18 protein-coding genes are annotated in these 19,972 nt (G+C 71.2%); 6 read left to right on the top strand and 12 right to left on the bottom strand.

The genetic code is table 11. From position 1 onward, the window contains the following. Nucleotides 1-8: 8 nt before the first annotated feature. The 4 genes from B100_RS0106305 to B100_RS0106320 all read right to left on the bottom strand — a co-directional run bounded on the left by B100_RS0106305 (nt 9) and on the right by B100_RS0106320 (nt 6,031). Complete coding sequence (locus B100_RS0106305; protein ID WP_024883593.1) at nt 9-2,627, bottom strand: glycoside hydrolase family 2; 2,619 nt, start codon at nt 2,625-2,627, stop codon at nt 9-11. Nucleotides 2,628-2,808: 181 nt separating this feature from the next. Next, nucleotides 2,809-4,029: a glucose-1-phosphate adenylyltransferase gene (gene glgC, locus B100_RS0106310; protein WP_024883594.1), complete on the bottom strand. Its 1,221-nt coding sequence runs from the start codon at nt 4,027-4,029 to the stop codon at nt 2,809-2,811. Nucleotides 4,030-4,080: 51 nt separating this feature from the next. After that, a complete protein-coding gene (gene glgA / locus B100_RS0106315; protein ID WP_024883595.1) occupies nt 4,081-5,232 on the bottom strand; it encodes a glycogen synthase in 1,152 nt (383 codons plus the stop codon). Between the two features lie 37 nt (nt 5,233-5,269). Beyond that, nucleotides 5,270-6,031, bottom strand: coding sequence for a (2Fe-2S)-binding protein (locus B100_RS0106320; RefSeq protein ID WP_024883596.1), 762 nt, complete (start codon nt 6,029-6,031; stop codon nt 5,270-5,272). Nucleotides 6,032-6,262: 231 nt separating this feature from the next. Here B100_RS0106320 and B100_RS0106325 point away from each other — a divergent pair, with 231 nt between their 5' ends. Further along, nucleotides 6,263-7,393 carry a DMT family transporter gene (locus tag B100_RS0106325; protein WP_024883597.1) on the top strand — a complete coding sequence of 377 codons (1,131 nt, stop codon included), beginning with the start codon at nt 6,263-6,265 and terminating at the stop codon, nt 7,391-7,393. On the opposite strand, the gene B100_RS0106330 is transcribed toward B100_RS0106325, so the two are convergent. Beyond that, entirely contained in the window at nt 7,383-8,657 is a 1,275-nt protein-coding gene (locus tag B100_RS0106330) for a transglycosylase family protein (RefSeq protein ID WP_024883598.1), read from the bottom strand. The two genes, B100_RS0106325 and B100_RS0106330, sit on opposite strands and share 11 nt — an antisense overlap. Nucleotides 8,658-9,089: 432 nt before the next feature. Between B100_RS0106330 and gndA the strand changes: the two genes are divergently transcribed. Continuing rightward, nucleotides 9,090-10,529, top strand: coding sequence for an NADP-dependent phosphogluconate dehydrogenase (gene gndA, locus B100_RS0106335; RefSeq protein ID WP_024883599.1), 1,440 nt, complete (start codon nt 9,090-9,092; stop codon nt 10,527-10,529). Between the two features lie 790 nt (nt 10,530-11,319). Here the strand turns inward: gndA and B100_RS0106340 are convergent. Both B100_RS0106340 and panD read right to left on the bottom strand, forming a co-directional pair. Beyond that, nucleotides 11,320-11,664, bottom strand: a complete 345-nt coding sequence (locus B100_RS0106340; protein ID WP_024883600.1) for a GNAT family N-acetyltransferase — start codon at nt 11,662-11,664, stop codon at nt 11,320-11,322. Between the two features lie 39 nt (nt 11,665-11,703). After that, complete coding sequence (gene panD, locus B100_RS0106345) at nt 11,704-12,126, bottom strand: aspartate 1-decarboxylase (protein ID WP_024883601.1); 423 nt, start codon at nt 12,124-12,126, stop codon at nt 11,704-11,706. 362 nt (nt 12,127-12,488) lie between these two features. Here panD and B100_RS0106350 point away from each other — a divergent pair, with 362 nt between their 5' ends. From B100_RS0106350 to B100_RS0106365, 4 genes are all read left to right on the top strand, one after another. Then, nucleotides 12,489-14,258: a carboxylesterase family protein gene (locus B100_RS0106350; protein WP_024883602.1), complete on the top strand. Its 1,770-nt coding sequence runs from the start codon at nt 12,489-12,491 to the stop codon at nt 14,256-14,258. 86 nt (nt 14,259-14,344) lie between these two features. After that, nucleotides 14,345-14,821, top strand: a complete 477-nt coding sequence (locus tag B100_RS0106355; RefSeq protein ID WP_024883603.1) for a carboxymuconolactone decarboxylase family protein — start codon at nt 14,345-14,347, stop codon at nt 14,819-14,821. 129 nt (nt 14,822-14,950) lie between these two features. After that, entirely contained in the window at nt 14,951-15,940 is a 990-nt protein-coding gene (locus B100_RS0106360) for a pirin family protein (RefSeq protein WP_024883604.1), read from the top strand. Between the two features lie 22 nt (nt 15,941-15,962). Continuing rightward, the gene (locus B100_RS0106365) at nt 15,963-16,301 is read left to right on the top strand and encodes a GNAT family N-acetyltransferase (protein WP_024883605.1); all 339 of its coding nucleotides are present in this window, start codon (nt 15,963-15,965) and stop codon (nt 16,299-16,301) included. Between the two features lie 122 nt (nt 16,302-16,423). Here the strand turns inward: B100_RS0106365 and B100_RS0106370 are convergent, their stop codons facing one another. The 5 genes from B100_RS0106370 to B100_RS0106390 all read right to left on the bottom strand — a co-directional run bounded on the left by B100_RS0106370 (nt 16,424) and on the right by B100_RS0106390 (nt 19,869). Next, nucleotides 16,424-16,888, bottom strand: a complete 465-nt coding sequence (locus B100_RS0106370; protein WP_024883606.1) for a MarR family transcriptional regulator — start codon at nt 16,886-16,888, stop codon at nt 16,424-16,426. A gap of 71 nt (nt 16,889-16,959) precedes the next feature. Next, nucleotides 16,960-17,703, bottom strand: a complete 744-nt coding sequence (locus B100_RS0106375; RefSeq protein ID WP_024883607.1) for a GOLPH3/VPS74 family protein — start codon at nt 17,701-17,703, stop codon at nt 16,960-16,962. After that, nucleotides 17,700-17,960 (bottom strand): hypothetical protein, encoded by a 261-nt coding sequence (locus B100_RS35030; RefSeq protein WP_037722497.1) that lies wholly within the window; start codon nt 17,958-17,960, stop codon nt 17,700-17,702. The genes B100_RS0106375 and B100_RS35030 overlap by 4 nt, the downstream gene beginning before the upstream one ends. Before the next feature lie 216 nt (nt 17,961-18,176). Next, the gene (locus B100_RS0106385; protein WP_024883609.1) at nt 18,177-18,896 is read right to left on the bottom strand and encodes an ABC transporter permease; all 720 of its coding nucleotides are present in this window, start codon (nt 18,894-18,896) and stop codon (nt 18,177-18,179) included. A gap of 82 nt (nt 18,897-18,978) precedes the next feature. Next, complete coding sequence (locus B100_RS0106390) at nt 18,979-19,869, bottom strand: ABC transporter ATP-binding protein (protein ID WP_024883610.1); 891 nt, start codon at nt 19,867-19,869, stop codon at nt 18,979-18,981. Between the last annotated feature and the right edge of the window lie 103 nt (nt 19,870-19,972).

The raw sequence follows: 19,972 nt of genomic DNA on the forward strand, positions 1-19,972 counted from the left end.
GGAGCCGGTCATTCGGCGGCCGGGCAGCCCGCGGGGCGGGCCCGGGAGGCGTCCCGGATCAGGTCCCGCTGTGCGGCCCGCACCCTCGGCACGTCGGGCTTCATCACCCGACGGTCGTAGGTGAGCAGACCGTTGAGCTCGCCCTCGACGTCGGAGATCTGGGTGTAGACGGCACCGTTGCCGCCCTTGCACACCAGGGCCCGTACCTCGTCGAGCTTGGTGAGGTAGTCGTCGGTGTAGGTGGCCGGGTCGACGTCGACGTACGACTGCTGTACAGGCCAGGCGTGGCCGGGCACCGCGAGGCCGAGACCGCCGTACTCGCCGCCGACCAGGGCGCGTTCGCCGTCCGGGCGCGGCGGCAGGGCGGGGCTCGGGTAGCCGTGCTCGTCCATGATGTCGCCGGTGCCGCCGTCGGCGCCGAGGTTGAGTCCGGACTGGTTGTTGACCAGCCGGCTGGGGTCCCAGGACTTGGCCTGGGCGGCGATCCGGCCGACGTCGTACTGGCCCCAGCCCTCGTTGAAGGTGACCCACATGACGATCGACGGGCTGCTGATGTGCTCGTCGATCATCTCCTTCATCTCGCGCTCGTAGCGGGCGCGGGCCTCGGCGTCCGGGGTGCGGGCGTCCCGCATGGAGGGCATGTCCTGCCACACCATCAGCCCCAGCCGGTCGGCCCAGTAGAACCAGCGGTCGGGTTCGACCTTGATGTGCTTGCGCACGGAGTTGAAGCCGAGCTGCTTGTGCGCCTTGAGGTCGTACGCGAGGGCCTCGTCGGTGGGCGCGGTGTGCAGGCCGTCGGGCCAGAAGCCCTGGTCGAGGGTGGCCATCAGGAAGACGGGCTTGCCGTTGAGGACCGTGCGCGGCACGCCGTCGATCTTCTCCACGGCGATGGAGCGCATGCCGAAGTAGCTGCTCACGCGGTCGGCGCCGACGCTGACCTTCAGGTCGTACAGGAAGGGGTCGTCGGGTGACCACAGGTGCGGCTTCCTGATCTTCAGGCTGAGCGGCTGTCCGGTCCGGCCGGTCACGGTGGCGACCTTGCGCCGTCCGTCGTAGGCGGTGGCCGTGACGGGCAGGCCCGCGCGGACCCCCTTCGCCTCCACGGAGAGCTTCTCGCCCGCCACGTCGGGGACGAGCTTCAGGGAGTCCACGTGGTCACGGGCGACCGGCTCCATCCACACCGTCTGCCAGATGCCGGAGCTTGGCGTGTACCAGATGCCGCTCGGGTCGAGGCGCTGCTTGCCCATCGGCGGGTTCTCGCCGTCGGCGGCGTCCGTCGGGTCGTGGACGCCGACGATCAGCTCCTGAGGGCCGCCCCGCTTCAGCGCGTCCGTGACGTCCACGGCGAACTTGTCGTAGCCGCCCTCGTGCGTGGTGACCTTCGTGCCGTTGACGTAGACCTCGGCGCGCCAGTCGACCGCCTGGAAGTTCAGCCGCAGCCGCTTGCCGGATCCGATGTGCCAGTCGCGCGGCACGGTGAAGGTGCGGCGGTACCACATGCGGTCCTCGTGCCGCTGGATCCCGGAGAGCTGGGACTCCACCGGGTACGGCACCAGGACGCGCTCCTTCAGGGTGCGGCCCACAGGCGGGCGCTCGCCCTCCTCGGCGGCGGCGAACTGCCAGCTGCCGTTGAGGTTGCGCCAGGTGTCCCGGGTGAGCTGCGGGCGCGGGTACTCGGGGTGGGCGTTGCCGGGACCCACCTGGTCGGCCCACGTGGTGCGCAGCTCATGGGTGGAACGGTTGGGTCCGCTGCTGAGGAAGGCGTCCACGGGGTCGCCGTCGGTGGTCTTCAGGCCGCCCTGGCCGTCGTAGCGGACGTCGGCGCTGCCGCGGGCGGTGCCGGTCCTGTTGCCGACGACGGGCTGGCCGAGCGTGACGAGCAGCGCCTTCGGGTCGGCCGGGTCGGGTTTCGCCGAGGTCAGGGGCCAGGTGGCGCCGCCGATCACCGCGTTGACGTGATCGGTGAAGCCGGCCGGGGGCGCGGCGAGCGGCCGGGGGAAGTCGAGTTTCAGGGTGCGCCCGGAGGCGAGGACGGTGGCGGCGAGGGCGCCGTCGTAGTCGAAGCCGTCCGGGAGGCGGAACGCCGAGCGGGGCACCGGTGCCTTGGTGCCGCCGGGCGGGGTCCAGCGCAGGTGGAAGTTGGAGCCCCCGTAGTGCTCGAAGTACTCGACCTTGATGTCGTAGGCGCGGCCCGCGGTCAGGTCGATCGGTTCGGCGGTCTGTTCCACGTCCCAGTCGTCGACCCAGTGGTCGATGGCGAGGCGGCCGTCGATCCACAGGCGGAAGCCGTTGTCGGCGCTGACCGAGAAGGTGTGGGCGCCGGTGGTCTCCGGCACGATCCTGCCCGTCCAGCGGACGCTGACGTCGTCGGCCCGGCCGGTGGTGAGGCTCAGGCGCGGTTCCAGGTTGTCGAAGTCGAGGTGGGAGTCGAAGGCGACGGACTTCAGTTCGTGGAAGTCGAAGGCGCCGGGGGCGGAGTGGGTCCAGTACTCGCCCTTGAGTCCGTGGATCTCCACGGGGTCGTCCTCCGCCGCGCTCGCGGCGGGCCCGGTCGCGCCGAGTCCGGTGACGCCCAGCACGGTGGCCAGGAGGAGGGCGAAGCGGTTCCTGAGGCGTCTGATGCGCACGGATCCTCCGTCGGTGAGGAAGGTGACGGCTCGCTGTGCATGTGCTGTTCTGTGCGTTGTCAGTCCAGTACAACGTTGTCAAAGAACAGCACTTGGCATAACAGCACGGATTCCGTCAGCAGTCCAGGGACATGACAAAGACCCCGGCCGTCTCGTACGGCCGGGGCCTTCACGACGTCCGCTACGGCACCAACTGCCCCTTGCCGAGCGCGATCACGCCGCCCTTGGACACCGTGTACAGCTCCGCGTCGCGCTCCGGGTTGACCCCGATCGTCGCACCCGGCGGCACCTCGACGTTCTTGTCCAGGACCGCCCCGCGCACCACCGCGCCCCGTCCGATGTGCACGTTGTCGTGCAGCACCGAGCCCTGTACCACCGCTCCCGGGTCGACGACCACGCCCGGCGACAGCACCGACCGCGTCACCTGCCCCCGGATCAGGCACCCGGCGCTGATGATCGACTCGCTGGCGATGCCGCCCGCGTTGAACCGGGCCGGCGAGAGCTGACCGGAGTGCGTGTAGATGGGCCACTGGCGGTTGTAGAGGTTGAACGCGGGGCGCTCGGCGATCAGGTCCATGTGCGCGTCGTAGTACGCGTCGAGCGTGCCGACGTCCCGCCAGTAGCCCTGGTCGCGGCTGGTCTCCCCCGGCACGTGGTTGGTGCTGAAGTCGTACAGGTGGGCCTCGCCCCGCTCGGTGAGCTGGGGCAGGATCGAACCGCCCATGTCGTGCACCGAGTTCTCGTCCTCGGCGTCCCGCTGGAGGGCCTCGACGAGCGCCTTGGTGGTGAAGAGGTAGTTGCCCATGGAGGCGAACACGCACTCGGGATCGTCGGCGAGGCCGGGCGGATCGGTGGGCTTCTCCAGGAAGCGCTCCACGGTCTGCCCGTCGGAGCCCGGCGTGATCACCCCGAACGCGGACGACTCCGCGCGCGGCACCCGGATCCCGGCCACGGTGACGCCCGCACCGCTCTCGATGTGCTGGTTGAGCATCTGGCGCGGGTCCATGCGGTACACGTGGTCGGCGCCGAACACCGCCACGTACTCCGGGCGCTCGTCGTAGATCAGGTTCAGCGACTGCAGGATGGCGTCGGCGCTGCCCAGGTACCAGCGCGGACCGAGGCGCTGCTGTGCGGGGACCGGGGTGACGTAGTTGCCGAGCAGGCTGGACATCCGCCAGGTGGTGGTGATGTGCCGGTCCAGCGAGTGCGACTTGTACTGCGTGAGCACGCAGATCCGCAGGACGTCGGCGTTGACCAGGTTGGACAGCACGAAGTCGACCAGGCGGTAGGTGCCGCCGAAGGTGACCGCCGGTTTGGCGCGGTCCGCCGTAAGGGGCATCAGGCGCTTGCCCTCGCCACCCGCCAGCACGATTCCCAGGACCGAAGGACCACCACGACGCATGGCCGCTCCCCTCACGCCGAGTTTTCCCATGACTGCCCCGGACGGGCCGGGCTAAGCCTGTTCTCCGACCTCCTCGTACAGCGCGGCCGTGCGGCGCGCCACCGCGTCCCAGCCGAACTCGGTGACCGCGCGCTCCCGTCCCGCCTCGCCCATCGCCCGGGCGGTGCCCGGGTCGCCGAGCACCGCGTCCAGCGCCCGGGTGAGCGCCTCCTCGAAGCCGTCGTCCACGTCCACCAGCAGCCCGGTCCTGCCGTCGTCCACGACCTCCGGGATGCCTCCGACGCGGGAGGCGACCACCGCGGTGCCGCACGCCATCGCCTCCAGGTTCACGATGCCGAGCGGCTCGTACACCGAGGGGCAGGCGAACACGGCGGCGTGCGTGAGCAGCTGGATCACCTCGGGGCGGGGCAGCATCTGCGGGATCCAGTGCACGCCGTCGCGGACCCGGCTCAGCTCCTCGTACAGCTCGCGGAACTCGCGGTCGATCTCCGGGGTGTCCGGGGCGCCCGCGCACAGCACCACCTGCGCGGCGGGGTCGATGTCCCGCACCGCCCGCAGCAGGTGGGGCACGCCCTTCTGCCGGGTGATCCGGCCGACGAACAGCACGTACGGGCGGGAGCGGTCCAGGCCGATCCGGTCCAGCGCGTCGGTGCCCGGGTCGGGCCGGTAGAGGGCCGTGTCGATGCCGTTGTGCACCACGTGCACCCGGGCCGGGTCCAGCGCGGGATAGCACTCCAGGATGTCGTCGCGCATGGCACCGGACACGGCGATCACCGCGTCGGCGGCCTCGTAGGCGGTGCGCTCCGCCCAGCTCGACAGGGCGTAGCCGCCGCCCAGCTGTTCGGCCTTCCAGGGGCGCAGCGGCTCCAGGGAGTGGGCGGTGACCACGTGCGGGATGCCGTACAGCAGTTTGGCGAGGTGGCCGCCGAGGTTGGCGTACCAGGTGTGGGAGTGGACCAGCTCGCGGCCCTGGAGGGCGGCGGCCATGGCGAGGTCCACGGAGAAGGTGCGCAGCGCGTCGTTGGCGCCGTCGAGCGACGGCCAGGAGCGGTGGCGCAGCACGCCGTCGGTGCGGCCCTCGCCCCAGCAGTGCACCTCCAGGTCCACCAGGGACCGCAGCTCCCGGGCCAGGAACTCCACATGGACCCCCGCGCCCCCGTACACGTCCGGGGGGTACTCCCGGGTCAGCAGTCCCACTCGCACCCTGAACCCCCTGTCTGCGCGGACGTCGCTCTCATGGTCACCCAGACGGGGCGCGTGGGGAAGAGCGGGGCGGCCGAACGAAGCAACAGTCGCCGCAGACGCCCCCGCCGGGTACCCGGTAGTACAGGCAGCAGCTGCGGCGCCGGAAGGCGGTGCCGGTGAGGGTGCCGGATCCGGTGAGCAAGGGGTGGGCGAGGAGTTCGTGGGACAGCCGGGCGGCCCGGGAGGCCACGTCGGGCCGGGCGTGGCGGCTGAGTTCGCGGGCCGAGGCGGCGAGGGCGGAGGCGGCGTTGCCGCGCAGCAGTCCGGGCGCGAGGCGGTGGCGGGCGCGCAGGGCGGCGGCGAGGGGTTCCAGATGGCCGTGCAGTACGACGTCCGCGAGGGTCGCCGCGTCGCCGGGCAGCGGCCGGAACTCGGTCAGCCACAGGTCGTCGGGGGCGCTCCCCTCGGGGTCCCAGCGCATCGCCTGCGGGTCGAGGTCGGGGACGGCGCCGTACAGCGCGGCGCAGCCCAGGGCCACGGACCACAGGCGGGCGGCCAGACCCTGGTGCGCCACGGAGGCGGCGACCCGCCGCTCGGGGGCGCGCAGGGCGGCGCCGACCCGGCGCACCCGCACGGCCAGGGGGTCGGTCAGGGGGTCGGTCAGGGGATCGGTCTGGGGGGCACCCTGAACATCCGGGCGGCGGGGGCCGTATGCCTGGTCGAGCGTGGGCAGGCGGCGGCCGGCTTCCTCCGCCGCACGCAGGACGAAGAAGCCACCGAGGTCACGGAGGGCGGTGAGGCGCGGGTCGAGGTCCACGAGGTGCAGTAGTACCAAGTCCGCCGAGGCGGGTGGTTGTCAGGGGCCCCGGTCCCCTGGTCCCCACCCAGGGGATGACGGGCGCGCCCCCGTACTCCATCGGCAGTAGGACGCATTGGGTGCTCAGGGACGACGACGGGGAACACCCTGGCACGGCATCGTGTTGCTTATGGAAGCCGACCGTTCGCCGCGCCGGGCAGACCGCCCCCGTCTCACGCAGAGGAGCAGCCGATGAGCGCCCTCGCGTTGTCCGTGGTCCTGTCGTTCGTGTCCGCCGTGGCGTACGCCGGCGGGGCGATCGTGCAGGAGCAGGTCGCGTTGTCCTCCTCCGGTGCGCGGCAGTACGCGCCGCTGCGCCGGCCCGGCTGGTGGGCGGCCGTCGGACTGAACGGTCTGGGCGCCGTACTGCACGTGGTCGCACTGGCCTACGGCCCGCTGAGCCTCGTCCAGCCGCTGGGCGCCCTCACGATCGTGTTCGCGTTGCCCATGGCCGCGCTGTTCGTCGGCCGCAGGGCCGGAGCGACGGCGTGGCGCGGTGCCCTGATGGCGACGCTCGGCCTCGCGGGTCTGCTGGCGCTGGTCGGCGCCTCGGGCGCGCAGTCGCTGGACGGCCCGCAGCGGGTGGCGGCGGCCGTGGGGACGATCGCGGCGGTCGTGACGCTGATCGTCGCGGCGCGGGCCGTGCACCGGCACCCGGCGGTGCGCAGCATCCTCCTGGCGACCGCGTCCGGAGTCGCGTTCGGCATGTCCTCCGTCTTCACCAAGACGGTCGCGGTGGACTGGACGGGCGGCGTCTCGGCGGCGGACCTGCCGTCCCTCGCGGTGATCGGCGTCCTGGCGACGGCGGGCATGCTGCTGTCGCAGGCCTCCTACCGGGGCGCGGGCCTCGCGGCCCCGCTGGCGACGCTCACGGTGGTCAACCCGGTGGTCGCGGCCGCGATCGGCATCACGATGTTCGGCGAGACCTTCCGCTACGGCACGACCGGCACGGCACTGGCGCTGAGCTGCGGTGTGGTGGCGGCCGGCGGGCTGATCCTGCTCACGACCGAGCGTCTGGCGCGCGAGCACGAGGCCACCGCCGGGTCGGTGACGACCGACACGGGGGCTGTGCCGGCCGGGGCCGACGAACCCTCCGTGGAGAAGACCGTCGGCCGGCAGGCGGACGACCCCGCCGAGCTGCTGCTGGCGGACCTGACGGTGCCGGAGGACGTCACGCTGCCGGTCACCGTGCCCGCGGCGGCCGCCGGGCCGGACGCGGCGGACCCGGCGGCGGTGCCGCTGATGCCGTACGCGCCCTTCTACGGCGGCCCCTACGTGCCGGTGCCGGCGTCCGACCGGCACCTCGCCCGCGTCAGATCGTGACGCCTCCGGCGCGCAGATAGGCGAGCGGGTCGACGTCCGACCCGAATCCGGGCCCCGTCCGCACCTCGAAGTGCAGATGCGGGCCCGAACTGTTGCCGGTCGAACCGGAGCGCCCGATGCGCTGGCCGACGCCGACCGACTGACCGCTCTTCACGGAGATCGCCGACAGGTGGGCGTACTGGCTGTAGCGGCCGTCGGTGTGCCGCACCACGACCTGGTAGCCGAACGATCCCTCCCAGCCCGCGGCGACCACGGTGCCGGACCCGACGGACTTCACGGACGTGCCGGTCGGGACGGGGAAGTCCACGCCGGTGTGGTAGCCCTTCGACCAGGAGGACCCGGCCTTGTGGTACGGCGTGCCGAGGCCGGCGCTGACGGGCGCGACGAGCTTCGAGCCGGAGGAGGAGGAGCGGTCGGCGCGTTCCGCGGTGCGCTTCTCGGTCTTCTTCTCCGTCTTCTTCTCGGCCTTGGGTGCGGCCTTCTTCCCGGTCCTCTTCTCGGCCTTGGGAGCGGCCGCCTTCTTGCCCGCCGGTTTGGACGACTGGGCGGGCGGCTTGGCGGGGGCCTTGGCCGTGCCGCCGGCCAGGGTGAGGCGCTGGCCCGGCAGGATCAGGTCGGGGTCGGCGCCGATGGTCGTCCGGTTGGCCTCGTAGAGCCCCTGCCAGCCGCCGCGCACCCGCTCCTGCTCGGCGATGCCGGAGAGGGTGTCGCCGTGCACCACGGTGTACATCTCGGCGCGGCCCGCGCGGGACTGGGGTGTGGTGTGCGGCCGGACGTCCTCGACGGAGGTCCGCCCGTCGCCCTTGCCGCTGCTCCTGGTGCCGGCGGAGCGCCCGCCGTCCCGGTCGGAGCGGTCGGCGGCCGGCCGGATGTCCGGGGTGGCGCCGTCACGGGTGAGTCCGGCCCGTGCCGAGCAGGTGGGCCAGGCGCCGGGGCCCTGTCCGTCGAGGACCTTCTCGGCGACGGCGATCTGCTGGTCCTTGGTGGCCGCATCCGCTCGGGGCGCGTACCGGCTGCCGCCGAACGCCTCCCACGTGGACTGGCTGAACTGCAGCCCCCCGTAGTAACCGTTGCCGGTGTTGATGTCCCAGTTCTTGGTGGACTCGCAGGCGGCGACCTTCTCCCAGGTGTCCACGTCGGCGGCCTGCGCCGCGCCGGTGCCCATGAGCGGGAGGGCCATGCCCGCACCACCGGCGGTGACGGTGAGCGAGGCCCGGTTGATCCTGTTCGGCTGATACCGGCGGTGCCGGCCGCGCACGGCCATGGAATCCCCCTCGACAATGCGTCAGGAGGGGCAAAAGTAAGCGCTGCGAACAGGCCGTGACAAGGCGGCTATCAGCCGCACGGATGCGCCAAGTGGCCGGGACGTTACGCCCGTTGCGGTCCTGTTTGCCACCACGGGGGAGCGTGCGCGGGAGCCTGCCGCCGAGCGCGGGAGCACGTGGGGGTGTGTGCCGGGCGGTGTGCGCCGGGTGGGGTGCGCCGGGTGGGCTCTCGGCCGCAGCGGGCAGTCGTGAGGGGACCGACTGAGTACGGAGGGCACCCTCGCGCGTATGTGCCTGCGCGGGTCCCGAGGACTCGCGCATGCGCACGCGAGTGCGGCACGCAAGGATGGTCGATGTCAGGACCGGCGGGCGTCCACCAGCGGCACCGGCGCCCGGCGGCACCGATACCGAGGTCACCAGGAGTCACCCTTATGAGCAGTTCAGCGCAGATCGGCGTCACCGGGCTCGCGGTCATGGGCCGCAACCTCGCACGCAATTTCGCCCGCAACGGCTACACGGTCGCGGTGCACAACCGCACCGCGGCACGTACGCACGCGCTGGTGGAGGAGTTCGGGGACGAGGGGAGCTTCGTGGCGGCCGAGACGGCCAAGGAGTTCGTGGCGGCGCTGGAACGGCCGCGGCGGCTGGTCGTGATGGTGAAGGCCGGGGAGCCGACGGACGCGGTGATCGAGGAGTTCGCGCCCCTGCTGGAGCCCGGCGACATGATCATCGACGGTGGCAACGCGCACTTCGCCGACACCCGCCGCCGGGAGAAGGCGCTGCGTGAGCAGGGCATCCACTTCGTCGGCATGGGCGTCTCCGGCGGCGAGGAGGGCGCGCTGAACGGGCCGAGCATCATGCCGGGCGGCCCGAAGGAGTCGTACGACTCGCTGGGCCCGATGCTGGAGAAGATCTCCGCGAAGGCGAAGGACGGCTCGCCCTGCGTCACGCACGTGGGTCCGGACGGCGCCGGCCACTTCGTGAAGATGGTGCACAACGGCATCGAGTACGCCGACATGCAGCTGATCGGTGAGGCGTACCAGCTGCTGCGCGACGTCGCCGGGTACTCCCCCACGCAGATTGCGGAGATCTTCCGCACCTGGAACACCGGCCGGCTGGACTCGTACCTGATCGAGATCACCGCCGAGGTGCTGTCGCACGTGGACGCGGCGACGGGCAAGCCGTTCGTCGACGTGGTGGTGGACCAGGCGGAGCAGAAGGGCACCGGCCGCTGGACCGTGCAGATCGCCCTCGACCTGGGTGTGCCGGTGTCGGGCATCGCGGAGGCGGTCTTCGCCCGCTCCCTGTCGGGTCACGCGGCGCTGCGGGAAGCCTCGCGGGGGCTGGCCGGCCCGAAGCCGACCCCGATGAGCGAGTCGGACGCGTCCGCGTTCGCCGACCGGGTGGAGCAGGCGCTGTACGCGTCGAAGATCGTGTCGTACACGCAGGGCTTCCACCAGATCGCCGCGGGCAGCGAGGAGTACGGCTGGGACATCGACCTCGGCGCGGTGTCGGCGATCTGGCGCGACGGATGCATCATCCGCGCGGCCTTCCTCGACCGTATCCGGGCCGCGTACGACACGCGGGCGGACCTGCCGAGCCTGCTGTCGGACGAGACGTTCGCCCGCGAGATCGCGGAGGCCCAGGACGACTGGCGCGAGGTCCTGATCGCAGCCACCCGCCAGGGCGTCCCGACCCCCGGCTTCGCGGCGGCCCTCTCCTACTACGACGCCCTGCGGGCGGAGCGGCTGCCGGCCGCCCTGACCCAGGGCCAGCGTGACTTCTTCGGCGCGCACACGTACCGCCGCGCGGACCGCGACGGCTCGTTCCACACGCTGTGGGGCGGGGACAGGTCGGAGGTCTCGGCGTAGGCAGCACCCCGAAGGAACGCGAGGAACGGCGCGCCCCTTGGGAGCGCGGGGAACCGCGCGACCAGCCCTCACGGGCCCGCAGGTCGGCACCCCTAGGGGCGCGGGGAACCGCGCAGCCAGCCCTCACGGCCCGCACGTCCGCGCCCTTAGGGGCGCGGGGAACTGCGCGGCCAGCCCCCACCGGCCCGCACATGCGGTGGGGGCTGATCGCGCCACCTCACGGGGGCGCGGGGAACCGCGCGGCCAGCCCTCACGGCCCGCACGTCCGCGCCCCTAGGGGCGCGGGGAACCGCGCGGCCAACGCCCGCCCACCCGCACCCGCGGACGGGCGGGTTCAGGTCAACGGCGGCCCGGGCTCCGGGCTCGGCACAGGTTCCGGCCCCGGAGGAATCGGCGAGGGCGACGGCTCGGGCGGCCCCGGATGCGGCGGAGGCGGCTGCGGATTCGGCCCCGGAGGCTGCGGCCCAGGCCCCGGAGGCTGCGGCGAGGGCGCCGGATCGGGCCCGGGCGGCGGCGGCTCAGGAGCCGGCACCGGATCGGGCCCGGGACCGGGATGCGCGGGGTCCGGCCCCGGGGCGGGCCCCGGAGTCGGACCCGGCGGAACGGGATCCGGGTACGGGTTCGTCATCACACGTGTCCTCCGGCCTGTCGCTCGACGTCGGCTCTGGACTACTCCCCCGCCTACCCGGCGGCCCCGCCCGCACTCACCCGCGCGCGTGACGGAAGCACGCCCGCCCGGCGCACGGGGCGTAACCCACAACGCGCCGGACGCAGTACCGGGCCGACCGCCTCAGAACCGCTCCGGATGCTCCGCCAGCCACTGCTTCGCCGCGCGCAGCAGCTCCGGGTCGGCCGCCGGGGCCTCGTCTGGGTGGCGCGCGGCCCACCGGACGACGTACGGGCACAGCGGCGCGACCACCGAGGCCTCACGAGCCGCGAGAGCGTAGAGCTCGCGGGTGAGGGAGCCGGCGATACCCTTTCCCTCGTGCGCGGGCTCGACGACGGTGTGCACCGGGACGAGGGCGGGAGCGGGATCGTCGAGGACGAAGTACTCGATGCGGCCGACGACCTCGCCGCCCACCACCGCCTCGAGCCGGTCCGCGGCCCGGTCGTCCCGGATCTCCATGCCGTCCATGCCCGTCACGCTCCTGTCTTCGGTCGGGTCGGCGCCCCGTCAGACCGTGGCGACGGCCTGGGGGCTGCGCTCCTGGTCCGACCCGGGCACCGGTTCGGACGGGTCGGCGCCGAGGGAGACGATGCGGTTGTCCACGTCCACGTGCACGACCCGCGGCTTCAGCGCCCGCGCCTCGGCGTCGGTCACCTGGGCGTAGCTGATGACGATCACGAGGTCGCCGGGGTGCACGAGGTGGGCGGCGGCCCCGTTGATACCGATCACACCGGACCCGCGCTCCCCCTCGATGACGTACGTCTCGAGCCGGGCGCCGTTGGTGATGTCGACGATGTGCACGAGCTCACCGGGCAGCAGATCGGCGGCGTCGAGCAGGTCCGCGTCGATCGTCACGGATCCCACGTAGTGCAGGTCGGCCTGGGTGACGGTGGCCCGGTGGATCTTGGACTTGAACATGGTGCGCAGCATGTTGGACTCCTGGACGTCGGCTCCCTGCCTGCTCTTTGCTGGTCAAGGGCTGTTTCGACACCTTACAACGAGTCGGATGCCCGGGCAGCTGTCCCCGGACTCCTCACGGTCCGCTCGCCGATCCGCTCGGCGCACCGCCGACACCGTAGCCAGGTGGGCGCGTGAGTTACAGTGGCTCAGAACTTGATACGTCAACTAAGCGCCCGGCCCACGGAGGTCCCGAGCGTGAGGCAGCGGTGGAGATGAGAAGAAGACAGTGGGCGGCCTTCGCCGCCCGGCCCCTCCTCGGTGGTCGCCCGCGCGTCCCGCGCGGATCGAGGCGTTCCACCTGGAGGTGGGTCCCCTTCCTCCCTCTGGGCGCGGTGGCCTTCTCGGTCGCCTGGCTCAACCGCACACCGTGGTGGGGGTGGGGGCTGGTCGTCGCCTGCCTCGTCGCGCTCGGTCTCACCACACGCTGGTGGCTTCGGGGCCCCGCCCCGCTCAAGGCGGGGGCGTGGCTGCTCGCGGGGGCGTTCGTGTGCACCACTGCCGTCCTCGCCTACCCCCCGGCCGAGAACCGCGCCGCCGGCGGCGCCGACCCCCGGCCGTCCCGCACCGTTCTCACGCAGGAGGGGCCGGTCAGGGGGGTTCTCAACGACGAGCGCGACGTCGAGATCTTCGCGGGGGTCCCCTACGCCCGGCCTCCCGTCGGCGACCGACGATGGCGACCGCCGCAGCCCCCCGAACCGCGCTCCGCTCTGCTCACCGCCGACCGGTTCTCCGACGTTCCCTTCCAGGGCACGTCCACCTTCCTCACCCGCGCGCTCTCCCAGGTGGTGGAGGCACCCCTGGAGGGCACCCTCCTCAATCCGTATCCGGTGAGTGAGGACAGCCTGTACCTCAACATCTGGCGCAGCACGAAACCCTCAGCGGCGAGACTTCCTGTCATCGTCTACATCCCCGGCGGCGGATTCGCCACCGGCTCCGGTGCCCTGCCGCTCTACGACGGCGAGTCGCTGGCGTCCAGAGGCGAGGCGATCACTGTCACGATCAACTACCGTCTCGGCGTGCTCGGCTTCCTGTCGCACCCTGATCTCGCCGAGGAGGCCGAGGCCGGCGCCTCGGGCAACTACGGGCTGCTCGACCAGATCGCCGCCCTCCGGTGGCTCCGGCAGAACATCGCGGCATTCGGGGGCGACCCTGACCGTGTGACGATCGCCGGCGAGTCCGCGGGCGGAGAGAGTGTCTGCATCCTCGGCGCGACGCCCCGCGCCAAGGGGCTGGTGGACGGTGTCATCGGCGGCAGCGGAGCCTGCATGGGGACTCTTGGCGACACCGACCGAGGCGATCAGTACGACACTCGGCCGGCGGCGGAAGAAGCGGGGCGGAAGCTGAGTGAGCGGTTGGGGGGCGCCACCGTCGAGGAGATGCGCGGCATGCCCGCGGACCGGGTCGTGGAAGCGGCCGAGTCCCTGAAAGGTCACTGGCGCCCGTCCGTCGACGGGTACGTCCTCGACCGGGCGCCCGCGGACATCTACGCGGCGGGCGATCAATCGGACGTGCCGGTCCTTGTCGGAAGCAACGCGGACGAGGCCTCTCTCGCCCTGCTGAGCCCACCGGACGCCGACGTCGACGGCTACCGACGCGGGGTGCGCGAAGAGCACGGTGCGGACGCCGAGCTGTTCCTCCGTCTCTACCCCGGCGACACCGAGGAACAGGTACGCGATTCCCTCCTCCAGGCCGAGACCGACAAGGTCATGACCCGCGCCATGCGCCGATGGGCGATGCTGCAGACACGCTCGGGCCACGCCGACGCCTACACCTATTACTTCACGCACGTCCCTCCGGAGGCCGGTCTGCGGCAGTTCGGCGCCTATCACGGGGCGGAGGTGATGTACGCGTACGACAACCTCGGCAAGGACGGCGACGCCGCGTACGGCAAGCGCGACTTCACCCTGCGCGACCAGATGAGCGGCTACTGGATCAACTTCGCGCGCACCGGGAATCCGAACGGGCCAGGGCTCCCGAACTGGCCCAGCTTCGAGGAAGAGACGGACAAGGTCATGAGGTTCGACGCCGGCAGCGCGGTGGCGCCCCGGCCGCGGCCGGATGCCGTCGACTTCTGGCTGCGCCACGGAGGCCCTCTGGCGTGACGGCCTATCCCGATACCCCGCTCGGCGAAGCCGGTCGCCCGGCGAACTGGAGCGCTTTCCCGTCCCACACGAACTCAGGGAGCACAGTGGCCATCACCACCACGTCGTACCGTGACCAGCACGTATTCATCGACAAGTTGGACCCCGAAGTGTTCCGCGCCCTGGCGCGGACCGCACAGGCGGCAGGTGCGGCGGCCACGCGCGCGGGTCTGTCGGCCGGCCTGGTGGAACTGGTCAACATCCGCGTCTCCCAGATCAACGGATGTGCGTTCTGCCTGCGCGTCCACACGCGTACGGCGCTCGAGGCCGGCGAGACGGCGCAGCGTCTGGGTCTCCTGCCGGCCTGGCGCGAGACGGAGGTCTTCACCCCCGCGGAGCGCTCCGCACTGGCGTTGGCGGAGGCGACGACGGACCTGCGGGACTCCGCACGAGGCGCCGCGGCAGCAGCCGCACGCGCCGACCTGACCGACGAGCAGATCTCGGCCGTTCTCTGGGTCGCGATCAGCATCAACGCGTTCAACCGCGTCTCGATCATGAGTGGGCATCCGGTGAAGAAGCCCTGACAGCCTCGCGGTCGGCCCGATCGGGGGCGCCCACGCGGGTGCGGTCGGTGTCCGTGCGGGTGAGTGGCCATTTGCACGTCACCATGACATCCTAGTTGACATGACAACCAGATCGTGGGGGTACTTCACGTGAGCAACACGGAGACCGATGTCGCCGCTCTGCGCTGCGGCGCCTCCGTCGACGGGGGCCGCCCCGCCGGAGCCCTCAGGGTCGACGTCCTCTCGGCGCGAGAGGTCCCCCTCGGCGGGCCACGTGCGATGCACGTGCGGAGGACCCTGCCCCAGCGGGCGCGCACACTGATCGGCGCCTGGTGCTTCGCCGATCACTTCGGCCCGCACCAGGTCACCACACAGGGCGCCATGGACCTGCCCCCGCATCCCCACACCGGTCTACAGACCGTGAGCTGGCTGTTCAGCGGCACGTTCGAACACCGCGACACCCTGGGCACCCACGCCTTCATCCGGCCCGGCGAAGTGAATCTCATGACCGGCGGCTACGGCATCGCCCACTCGGAGGTTTCCACCCCGGACACCACCGTCATCCACGGCGTGCAGCTGTGGGTCGCGCTGCCCGGGGAACACCGCGACGCCGCGCGGGACTTCCAGCACCACGCGCCCGAACTCGCCCAGGTCGACGGGGCCGGCATCAGGGTCTTCCTGGGCTCGCTCGCCGGTCAGGCCTCCCCGGTCAGGACCTTCACGCCGCTGCTCGGCGCAGAGATCGTCATCGAACCCCGCACAACGCTCACTCTGGCCGTGGACGCGGCTTTCGAGCACGGCCTTCTCGTGGACAGCGGGGAGATCAGCCTGGCCGGCACTCCGCTGCGTTCCGCCGAACTCGGCTACGCCCCTCCCGGCGCGGACACGGTGACCATGGTGAACGAGACCGATGCCCCGGCGCGGACCATCCTCCTCGGAGGACCTCCCTTCGAGGAGGAGATCGTCATGTGGTGGAACTTCATCGGCCGCAGTCATGAGGACATCATGAAAGCCCGCGAGGACTGGGAAGCCTCCTCCGACCGCTTCGGGGTCATCGAGAACTCCCCCGTCGGCCGGCTACCCGCACCCGCCCTGCCGAACGCCGTCATCACACCGCGCCGGAACCCACCGACCCGCTGAGTTCCCCGACGAAAGGCACACCATGAGCGATACCTCCACCACCACGACCGTCGAGCGCAACGACGCCGATCACCGGTACGAGATCCTCGTCGACGGCCGTCGCGCGGGACTGACCGAGTACCGCGACCTGAACGGGCAGCGCGTCTTCTTCCACACGGAGATCGACGAGGCCTTCGCCGGCCAGGGGCTGGCCTCGCGGTTGGTCCAGCAGGCACTCGACGACGTGCGCGCATCCGGAAAGCGGATCGTCCCGGTCTGCCCCTACGTCGCCAAGTTCCTCAAGCGCCACGACGAGTTCGCTGACATCACCGACCCGGTTACACCGGATGTGCTGCGGTGGCTGAAGGCACAGCTCGGCTGAGTGCCCTCCCGTCCGGCACCCGCTGGTTCGCGGCGCGAGCCTCGTCCGGAGCGGTGCGCGCAGGCGCAGGCCTCACACCCGCGCCTGGCACCGGACAGGCAACGCGGCCGCGAGCCGGCGCTTCAGTCGGGCTGCTTCTCCAGGTGCGCGAGGACACGGGCCGAGATCCGGGCCATCGTGGCGAGCTCGTCCTCGGTCAGAGCGTCGATGAACAGTCGGCGGACGTGCTCGACATGCAGGGGCGCGGCGTCCTCGATCGCCTGGTAGCCGGCCGGGGTGGCGACGATGAAGGCTCCGCGCCCGTCGTCGGGGCATTCCTCCTTGGCCACCAGCCCGCGCTTCGCCATCCGTCCGACCTGGTGGGACATGCGGCTCTTCTCCCACTCCACCAGCTTGGTCAGGTCCATGAAACGCATCCGCCCGCCGGCTTCGGTGAGCTTGGCCAGCACGATGAAATCGGCGGCGGACATACGGGAGTCAGCCTGGACGTTTCGGGAAAGGCGCCCGATGAGCTTCTCCTGCATGCGGATGAAACCGTCCCAGGCCGCCTGCTGCTCCGGGGTCAGCCACCGCGGTGTTGCGTTCATGGGGGAAGCGTAGCGAGATCATCGGCGCCTCCTCCATTCGGCCGATGCCGCCGGCGCACAGCTGAAGAGGCTCACTGCTGCGGCGACGGCGACGTCGTCGCGCTGATGACGTTGTTGACGATGGCAGCGGTCATGGTGCGTGCGACCGCTTCGCCGGTGGCTCCGGCGCCCCAGTTGCCCTGTTCCAGTTCTCGCGCTCGGTCGATCACTGATGAGTTCCAGGGGATCTCCGGGTCGAACTGGTGGAGCGTGCCACTGCCCCAGATCAGTGCGGCCAGTGCGGCCGTACGAGCGGTGGGTTCCTTGCCGTCGACGAGGACGTCGCGGACGTCCTTGACGAGGCCGGCCCGTCGCCCGTTGTGTCCGTCCTTGAGGACGGTGGTGTTGAAAAGAGCGAGTACTTTGCGCTTCTCCTCGCGCATGTCCCCGCGGGCGAGGAGGCGGTTCAGCACGGGCCGGCGGAGTGTCGGACCGATTGCCGGAAGTACGGTCTGGACGCCACGGGGTCTGTCCGACAGGTACTTCCAGGCAGAGAGAAGGATCTCGTCCGAAGGCGCCTTGTCCTGGACCGCTTCCACATCGATGGACGCGGCGCGGGTTCTCCTTGCCGCCACCGATCCCTGGAGGGCGAGGTCCGCGAGCACGGCTCCGGCGAGCGCGTAGAAGAGAGTGTTCTCGCCCGCGATAACGCCCTGCTCGGGTTGGAAGAGGAGAAGCAGGAGGTCCTCGGGCAGGGTCGGGGGGTCGGAGCTGTGCGCCTCGGGGGGCGCATCCGCCCTTGCCTCGACGGGTGGCTCATCGGGCTGCTGGTTCATTCGTCAGTACCTTCTTCCGCCGCGTGAATGCTGTCGATCGAGGTGGAGGACACCGAACGCACCCGCTCGCCGGGTTCCGCCCCAGGGGTGCGGTACAGGGTGGCCAGTCGTTCGTTCAGACCGGCGACGACCGTCAGGTCGTCCCCCAGGGAGAACATGGCGGCCATCGTGCTGCGGACAGGGTGTTCGTCATCCGCGGGCGCCGACGGCGGTGCGCTCCCGGCCTGCGTGCCCTGTCGAGCCTCGCCGCCGGTCACGCTGTCATCTCTTCCAGCGCCTCCGGGCCTGAACGTCCCGTCGGCCCCTCGGCCCTCGTGCTTCGCGATGGGCTGGACCGTCCCCTTCATGCCCGTCTCACCTGCGGGACTCCCGGCGGAACATCCGCCGCGCGGCAGGGACCGGTTGTCGCTGGGTGCGTCTCGTGCACTGATGAGCCCCTTCCAGTAGTGGATCTTGCGGATCGGAAGGCGAGGTCAGCGACGCGGTTCCCATCGGAACATGCGGGAGGCGAGCACGACCGCGACGACGACCCAGATCACCGTCGGCAGCAGCAGCGGCAGGGAGTCCGCCACGGAGACACCGCCGTTCCAGGCGTTGAGGACGAGTTCGGTGGCCGAGCCGCCGGGGAGAAGCCGCTTGAGTTCGGTGAGTTCCTGGGTCCCGGTGATCCCCACCCAGGTGGAGACACCGATGGCACCGAGGCTGACGGGCAGGGTGGTCACCTGGGCGTGCTCGGGGGAGTTTGTCAGTCCCGCCGTGGCCAGGCCCAGGGCGAGCATCATGGCCACGGTGGAACCGACCGCCGCCGCCAGCAGCGGGAGGCTGTCCGGAGCTCCGGTGACAGCTGCCAGCACGGTGAGGATGACGACCACCTGCACGATCGCGAGGACGGTGACCGGGAGCATCAGCCCGACGAGAATCGCCGCGTCACTCGCCGGGGTGCTGCGCAGCCGCTTGAGGAAGAGGTTCTGGCGTCGCGAGGCCAGTGTGGTCACCGTGGTCGTGTAGAGCCCGAACGCTCCCACGGTGAACATCACCACCGCGGCGATGTATCCGAGGCTGCCCAGGTCGGCGAAGACCTCGTGCCGGTAGATGAAGAAGGCGCACGGCGCGATCGGGATGACGAAACTGGTCAGTAGCACCAGCCGGTTGCGGAAGATCTGGATCAGCTCGCTGAGAGCGATGGAGAGCATCGTGATGTTTCATTCCTGTGTGGTTCCGGCGCATGGGGGCGAGGGCGGCCGCTGCCGGTGGTCGGCCGGACCTCCCGATGCATCAGTCGCTGCTGATCGCCCGGAAAACGTCGTCGAGCCGGGTCGGTCCGGCTTCGAGGTCGCGCAGTTCGACTCCGTGGGTGTGCGCCCAGCCGAGCAGGGTGTAGAGGTCGTGCGGCAGGTCGAAGGTCTCGATCAGGAACTTCCCCCCGGCGCCGGCGTCGCCGGCCAACAGCGGCAACGGCGCCGGCGCGGGGGTCGCCAGGGAGAAGCGGATGGTGGCCGGCAGGGTCCGGGTCAGCTCGGAGACGGTGCCTTCCTGGTGGAAGGTGCCCTTGTGCATGAGCCCGATGCGATCGGCGTGCTGTTGGGCTTCCTCCAGGTAGTGGGTGGTCAGCACCACGGTGGAGCCGTCCTCGCGCAGTCTCTCCACGGCCCGCCACAGGGCGTCGCGGGACTGGATGTCCAGACCGGTGGTGGGCTCGTCGAGGAAGATCAGCTCGGGCCGGCCGTAGACGGCGGTGGCGAAGTCCAGACGCCGCTTCTCCCCCCCGGACAGCTGGGACACCTTGGTGTCGGCCTTGCGCTTCAGGTCGACAATATCGAGCACACGTTCGACAGTGTCGGTACGCCGGGACAGTGTGCCGACCAGCCTCACGGACTCCTTCACCGTCAGGTCCGGAGAGAATCCGCTCTCCTGCAGCATGATGCCCATCCGGGAGCGCACGGCCCGCCGCTCCCGAGGGCTGCGCCCGAAGACGCGCACGGTGCCCGAGTCGGCCACGCGGTGACCTTCGACCGTCTCCAGGGTGGAGGTCTTACCGGCCCCGTTGGTTCCGAGCAGCGCGTACAGCTCTCCCTTCCGCACATGGAACGACAGGTCCTTCACGGCGTGGAAGCCGCCGTAGCTGAGGTTGAGCCGGTCAACGTCGATGACGGTCGTGGAGGTCATGTACCGATTGCACCCGAAACTCGGGATGCCCGGCAGTGGCGTGGTGTCACCACCGGTCCGTGACATTTGTCGGGGTGCGAGCATGACGTGGTGTCACTGGTGG

The organism is Streptomyces sp. CNH189 (assembly GCF_000527195.1).

Coding starts and splice junctions, on each gene's coding strand:
- glgC (WP_024883594.1), bottom strand. CDS start 4,029: ATGCGTCGTGGTGGTCCTTCGGTCCTGGGAATCGTGCTGGCGGGTGGC.
- B100_RS0106325 (WP_024883597.1), top strand. CDS start 6,263: ATGAGCGCCCTCGCGTTGTCCGTGGTCCTGTCGTTCGTGTCCGCCGTG.
- B100_RS0106330 (WP_024883598.1), bottom strand. CDS start 8,657: ATGGCCGTGCGCGGCCGGCACCGCCGGTATCAGCCGAACAGGATCAAC.
- gndA (WP_024883599.1), top strand. CDS start 9,090: ATGAGCAGTTCAGCGCAGATCGGCGTCACCGGGCTCGCGGTCATGGGC.
- B100_RS0106340 (WP_024883600.1), bottom strand. CDS start 11,664: ATGGACGGCATGGAGATCCGGGACGACCGGGCCGCGGACCGGCTCGAG.
- panD (WP_024883601.1), bottom strand. CDS start 12,126: ATGCTGCGCACCATGTTCAAGTCCAAGATCCACCGGGCCACCGTCACC.
- B100_RS0106365 (WP_024883605.1), top strand. CDS start 15,963: ATGAGCGATACCTCCACCACCACGACCGTCGAGCGCAACGACGCCGAT.
- B100_RS0106370 (WP_024883606.1), bottom strand. CDS start 16,888: ATGAACGCAACACCGCGGTGGCTGACCCCGGAGCAGCAGGCGGCCTGG.
- B100_RS0106375 (WP_024883607.1), bottom strand. CDS start 17,703: ATGAACCAGCAGCCCGATGAGCCACCCGTCGAGGCAAGGGCGGATGCG.
- B100_RS0106385 (WP_024883609.1), bottom strand. CDS start 18,896: ATGCTCTCCATCGCTCTCAGCGAGCTGATCCAGATCTTCCGCAACCGG.
- B100_RS0106390 (WP_024883610.1), bottom strand. CDS start 19,869: ATGACCTCCACGACCGTCATCGACGTTGACCGGCTCAACCTCAGCTAC.